Here is a 5,376-nt window from a genome sequence, read left to right on the forward strand (position 1 = left end):
GCACTGAATGGACTCCCGTGATCGGCATCCTCGCCGCTCACGCGTCCTGATTCCTTCGGACCACTTTCACCCCCGAACACACCTACCCAAGGAGTCCACGTGACCTCGGTCAGCCTGGGAATGCCGTCAGCACCGCCGCCCGTCCTCGCCCCCCGCCGCAAGACGCGCCAGATCAAAGTGGGCTCGGTCGGAGTCGGCTCGGACTCGCCCATCAGCGTGCAGTCCATGACCACCACGCCCACCACGGACATCAACGCCACCCTCCAGCAGATTGCGGAACTCACCGCCTCCGGCTGCGACATCGTGCGCGTTGCCTGCCCGTCTGCCGATGATGCCGAGGCGCTGCCGATCATCGCCCGGAAATCCCAGATCCCCGTCATCGCCGATATCCACTTCCAGCCCAAGTACGTGTTCGCGGCCATCGAGGCCGGCTGCGCGGCAGTGCGCGTGAACCCGGGCAACATCCGCAAATTCGATGACCAGGTCAAGGAGATCGCCCGCGCGGCGAAGGACCACGGCACCTCGATCCGGATCGGTATCAACGCAGGGTCGCTGGAGCCGGGCATCCTCAAGAAGTACGGCAAGGCCACCCCGGAAGCGCTGGTGGAATCCGCCGTGTGGGAAGCATCCCTGTTCGAGGAACACGGCTTCAACGACTTCAAGATTTCGGTCAAGCACAATGACCCCGTCATTATGGTGGCCGCCTACGAAATGCTCGCCGAACAGGGCGACTGGCCGCTGCACCTGGGTGTGACCGAGGCCGGGCCGGCGTTCCAGGGCACCATCAAGTCCGCCACTGCCTTCGGGGCGCTTCTCTCGCGGGGCATCGGCGACACCATCCGCGTCTCGCTGTCAGCCCCGCCCGTGGAGGAAATCAAGGTGGGCAACCAGATTCTCCAGTCGCTGAACCTGCGCCCCCGCAAGCTCGAAATCGTATCCTGTCCCTCCTGCGGCCGCGCCCAGGTGGACGTCTACACGCTGGCCGAGCAGGTCACCGCCGGCCTGGAGGGGATGGAGATCCCGCTGCGCGTTGCCGTCATGGGCTGCGTGGTCAACGGGCCAGGGGAAGCCCGCGAAGCTGATCTTGGCGTGGCCTCCGGCAACGGCAAGGGCCAGATATTTGTGAAGGGCGAAGTCATCAAGACCGTGCCTGAAAGCGAGATTGTTGAGACACTGATCGAAGAGGCCATGCGCATAGCTGAAGAAATGGGGGAGGCCGATGGCGAAGATGCTGTCAAGGGTAGCCCCGTGGTTAGCGTCTCATAAGCCGGGCACCGCAGAAGCGGGGATTTCCGTCCGCGCCCTGTCCGGCGCTGACACCCCTGCCCTCCGATACCTTGCGCAACAGGACCCGGTGGCCAATGTCTTCATTCTGGCCCACCTCAGGTCCGTAGGCACGGCGGCGCCCACCAGCGGCGGGGCTGCCGTCCTGGGCGTCTTCGACGACGGCATCCTGGTGGGTGCCTGCTGGACCGGAGCCAACCTGGTTCCGGTGGAGCTCGATCCTGGCTTCGCAGGGCTCGTTGCCGCCGCGGCGAGCAGTTCCGGACGCCGCTTCGCCTCGGCATTCGGGCCCGCCGAGCAGGTCCTTGCACTCCATGCTGAGCTGGCAGGGCTCGGGCACACAGCCCACGAAGTGCGGGACGAGCAGCCGCTCATGACCCTTGACCACCCGCCCGCCGTGGAACCCAATACGGACCTCGCCCTGGGCCGGCTGGCCGACTTCGACAGGATCCTCCCGGCCTGCGCGGCCATGTTCGAGGAAGAGGTGGGCTACTCGCCCTTCCTTGGCGGCAAGGAGTTCTACAGCCGCCGCGTTGAAGGCCTCATACGGCAGGGCCACTCATTGGCACACGTCAACGGCACAGGCGAAGTGGTCTTCAAGGCCGAGCTGGGCGCAGTCACGGCGGACGTCACACAGATCCAGGGCGTCTGGATGAACCCGGGTTACCGCGGCCAGGGGCTGAGCGCCGGCTACATGGCAGCAGTGGTGGAGCACGCAAGGAAGCTCGCTCCGGTGACCAGCCTGTATGTGAACGGGTTCAACCTCCGGGCACGGTCCACCTACGAACGTGTTGGCTTCCGCCAGGTGGGCACCTTCGCGACTGTTCTCTTCTAGCGCACGCAGCCACGGCGTCCGGTCAACCGCGTCAGCCACTGATGGTCCCGCCACCAACTTCACCTGGGAAAACCCTTGTCAACGTGTCAGCTATCACATAGGTTCGGATTAGCTGCGCTGGAGTGGTTGGGCGGTCTCACCAGTCCTCACCAGTTATCAACGGCGTAAACGGCAAGAAGAGCCACGCCCGGCCGCAATGACCAGCCCGATTTGGGGGCCAGGGGCTTTGCAGCCCGGGCGTGGCTCTTCGCTGTCCCGGACCAGGGACATCCCCTACCGAAATGCGGCCCCTCATGGTCTCGCGGGCATCGGCGTTGCTTGCCGGTAGATTAGTACCCAGACGAATTGCCCGGCTCTGCTTTCCAGCAGCCATTCCCCAGAAACGGATACCCGCCCGTGGTCACAAGACTGTCCCAGCTTTTCCTGCGCACCCTGCGCGAAGATCCCGTCGACGCCGAGGTGGCCAGCCACCGGCTCCTGGTGCGGGCCGGCTACATCCGGCGCGCAGCGCCCGGCATCTACACCTGGCTGCCGCTGGGGCTCAGCGTGCTCCGCAAGGTCGAAGCCGTCATCCGCGAGGAAATGGCAGCCATCGGCGCCCAGGAAGTCCACTTCCCGGCGTTGCTGCCGCGCGAGCCCTATGAGGCCACCAACCGGTGGACCGAGTATGGCGAGGGCCTGTTCCGGCTCCAGGACCGCAAGGGTGCCGACTACCTGCTGGCCCCGACGCACGAGGAAATGTTCACGCTCCTGGTCAAGGACCTGTACTCCTCCTACAAGGACCTGCCCCTGAGCCTCTACCAGATCCAGAACAAGTACCGCGACGAGGCGCGCCCGCGGGCGGGCCTGTTGCGCGGCCGCGAGTTCATCATGAAGGATTCCTACTCCTTCGACGTGGATGACGCCGGCCTGGACGCCAGCTACGCAGCACACCGCGCCGCCTACATCCGCATCTTTGACCGCCTGGGCCTGGAAGTCATTCCCGTCGCCGCTACGGCCGGCGCCATGGGCGGTTCCAAGAGCGAGGAATTCCTTCACCCCACCGAGGTCGGCGAGGACACCTTCGTACGGTCCGCGGGCGGTTACGCAGCGAACGTCGAGGCCGTCACCACGGTGGTCCCGGCGGACATCGACTTCACCGCTGCCCCGGCTGCGGAGGTCCTGGACACCCCGGACACCCCCACCATTGAGACTCTTGTGGCGGCGGCAAATGAGATCGCTCCCCGGTCAGAGGCCGACGGCGGCGCCTGGACCGGCGCCGACACCCTCAAGAACGTGGTCCTCGCCGTCACCCTGCCCACTGGTGAACGCCAACTGGTTGTCATCGGCCTGCCGGGCGACCGCGGAGTGGACCTGAAGCGCGTGGAAGCCAACATCGGGCGCTACCTGCCGATTGCCGGCGAGATCGGGCTGGAAGCAGCCAACGACGACGACCTCAAGAAGCAGCCCCTGATCGTCAAGGGCTACCTGGGCCCGGGTCTGTCACTGGCTGAACCGCTCCTCGGCAATGAGAGCGCCACCAAGCTGCTGTACCTGGTCGATCCCCGCGTTGTCAGCGGCACGGCATGGGTCACCGGCGCCAACGAGGCCGGCAAGCACGTGTTCGGCCTCGTGGCCGGCCGCGACTTCGGCTGGGACGGCATCATCGAATGCACCGATGTCCGCGAGGGCGATCCCGCCCCGGACGGCTCGGGACCGCTGGAAATCGCGCGCGGCATCGAGATGGGCCACATCTTCCAGCTCGGCCGCAAGTACGCCGAGGCGCTGGAGCTGAAGGTCCTTGACCAGAACGGCAAACAGGTGGTGGTCACCATGGGCTCCTACGGTGTGGGCGTTACCCGCGCCGTGGCCGCCCTGGCAGAGTCGAACCACGACGACAAGGGCCTTGTCTGGCCCCGCGCCGTCGCGCCGGCCGATGTCCACGTCGTAGCGGTCGGCCGCGGCGAGGAGATCTTTGCCGCCGCCGAGAAGCTGGCGCTGGATCTTGAAGCCGCGGGCCTGGACGTCATCTACGATGACCGTCCCAAGGTTTCCCCGGGTGTGAAGTTCGGCGATGCTGAACTGGTGGGGGTCCCCACCATCCTGGCCGTTGGCAGGGGCCTGGTGGACGGTGTGGTGGAGATCAAGGACCGCCGCAGCGGCGAAGCGGAAAACGTGCCTGTGGACAAGGCTGTTGACTACGTGGTCACCGCCGTCCGCGGCTGACCCGCGGCGGTGATCTCGGGGTTCGAGTCCATCCAGCTCACCACGATCATCCTGATTGTGGTAGCTGGATTTGCCGCCGGTTGGGTGGACGCCGTGGTGGGCGGGGGCGGGCTGATCCAGCTTCCCGCCCTGCTGCTGGTGCCTGGAATCACGCCGGTCCAGGCGCTGGCCACCAACAAGATGGGGTCAATTTTCGGCACCACCACCAGTGCCGTGACCTACTACGGACGGGTGAAGCCGGACCTCCGCACAGCCATTCCCATGGCGGTCATAGCCCTGGCCGGCAGTTTCGGCGGGGCGGTGCTGGCAGCCACCTTGCCGGCCAGTGTCTTCAAACCGATCATCGTAGTCGCGCTGGTCGCCGTCGCACTCTTTACCGCCCTCAAACCGAACGTCGGTGACCTCACCGTGCTGCGCCACGATGGTCACACACATTACGTCGTGGCGTGCCTGATCGGGGCGGTGATCGGTTTCTATGACGGCCTCATCGGCCCGGGTACCGGCTCCTTCCTCATCATCGCGCTCGTCTCGGCCATGGGTTACGCCTTCCTGGAGGCCAGCGCCAAGGCCAAGATCGTGAACATGGCAACCAACGCCGGGGCGCTGCTGTTTTTCCTGCCGCACGGTTCGCTGCTGTGGGGTGTTGGCCTCATGCTTGGCCTCGCCAACATGGCCGGCGGGTACCTGGGGGCGCGGACGGCCGTAAAGCAGGGAAGCAGCTTCGTCCGGGTCGTCTTCCTGCTGGTGGTGGGCTCACTGATCATCAAACTGGGCTACGACGTCTGGGCCGAAAACTTCGCCTGACCCGTCACGGCCGGAGCCCCTCGCAGGCCGCTGCCCCCGGGCGTACCATGCTGGTATGTCCGCAGGTGGGGAACCTTATTCGGAAGCACTGTCCGTTGCGGCGGCCCGGGCCAAAGAGTGGCTGGCGAGCTTGCCGGAACGGCACGTAGGACCATTGAAAAACGCCCACGACCTCGCAGCGGACTTTGGCGGACCCCTCCCCGAACAGGGCATGCCGGCAGCGGCCGTGGTGGAGTACCTTGCGGACA

The 5,376-nt window shown here is 65.9% G+C and carries 4 protein-coding genes and 1 pseudogene; all 5 read left to right on the forward strand.

Annotation, left to right across the window (positions count from 1 at the left end; genetic code table 11):
* Positions 1–99: 99 nt before the first annotated feature.
* Complete coding sequence (gene ispG / locus DBR22_RS18295; RefSeq protein WP_108600185.1) at positions 100–1,266, forward strand: flavodoxin-dependent (E)-4-hydroxy-3-methylbut-2-enyl-diphosphate synthase; 1,167 nt, start codon at positions 100–102, stop codon at positions 1,264–1,266.
* The gene (locus DBR22_RS18300; protein WP_108600188.1) at positions 1,229–2,119 is read left to right on the forward strand and encodes a GNAT family N-acetyltransferase; all 891 of its coding nucleotides are present in this window, start codon (positions 1,229–1,231) and stop codon (positions 2,117–2,119) included. Before ispG ends, DBR22_RS18300 begins: the two co-directional genes overlap by 38 nt.
* A gap of 396 nt (positions 2,120–2,515) precedes the next feature.
* Complete coding sequence (locus tag DBR22_RS18305; protein ID WP_108600186.1) at positions 2,516–4,324, forward strand: proline--tRNA ligase; 1,809 nt, start codon at positions 2,516–2,518, stop codon at positions 4,322–4,324.
* Positions 4,325–4,333: 9 nt separating this feature from the next.
* Positions 4,334–5,128 carry a sulfite exporter TauE/SafE family protein gene (locus DBR22_RS18310; protein ID WP_108600187.1) on the forward strand — a complete coding sequence of 265 codons (795 nt, stop codon included), beginning with the start codon at positions 4,334–4,336 and terminating at the stop codon, positions 5,126–5,128.
* Between the two features lie 55 nt (positions 5,129–5,183).
* Positions 5,184–5,376, forward strand: a pseudogene (locus tag DBR22_RS23960) (aspartate aminotransferase family protein); the annotation flags it as partial.

Origin of the sequence: Arthrobacter sp. HMWF013 (assembly GCF_003061105.1) — a bacterium.
Taxonomy (GTDB): domain Bacteria; phylum Actinomycetota; class Actinomycetes; order Actinomycetales; family Micrococcaceae; genus Arthrobacter.